This is a genomic window from Mesorhizobium sp. M0598 (assembly GCF_040320865.1).
Classification (GTDB): Bacteria; Pseudomonadota; Alphaproteobacteria; order Rhizobiales; family Rhizobiaceae; genus Mesorhizobium.
Map to the genome: position 1 here is coordinate 1 of NZ_JAMYQL010000127.1, position 549 is coordinate 549.

The following is a 549-nucleotide window of genomic DNA, read 5'->3' on the forward strand; positions in this document are numbered from 1 at the left end:
GCAAGGCCTTGTGCGGCCACCAGGCCGAATTCGGCTGCGTAGCCGCGGATCGTGTTGGAAAGCTGCGTGCGCCGCCGCACCAGCTGCTCGCGCACCCCAAACAGCATCTGCGCCGCTTGCTGCTCGCCGCTCTTGATCCCAACAAAGCGTGTCCTGGGCCGGCTCATCGCCTCGCAGATCGCCTCGGCGTCAGCCGCGTCATGCTTGCCGCGCCGCACATACGGCTTCACGTGCTGCGCCGCGATCAGCACCACCTCATGACCCAGCCCCGACAGCGTGCGCGCCCAGTAATGCGAGCCACCGCACGCCTCCAGCCCGATCCTCACCGGCGCAAGCTTGGCGAAGAACGGGACTACCGCCCGCCGTTGCAATTTACGCACCAGCACCGAACGCTCCGCAGCGTCGACACCATGCAGCTGAAAAACACTCTTGGACGTATCCATGCCAATACGGATAAGGTGTTCCACGGACGGCTCCCTTGTTTGAGATCTCAACGAACTCATTCTGGCACATCCGATGCCGTCGGGCGCCGTCCACCCCATCATGCCG

At 64.3% G+C, this 549-nt stretch carries 1 protein-coding gene; it reads right to left on the reverse strand.

Features of this window, described 5'->3' with window-relative positions; genetic code table 11:
- Window positions 1–467 (reverse strand): IS110 family RNA-guided transposase (locus NKI59_RS35040; protein WP_352709087.1); only part of this gene is annotated, 467 nt, incomplete at its 3' end.
- Window positions 468–549: the final 82 nt, after the last annotated feature.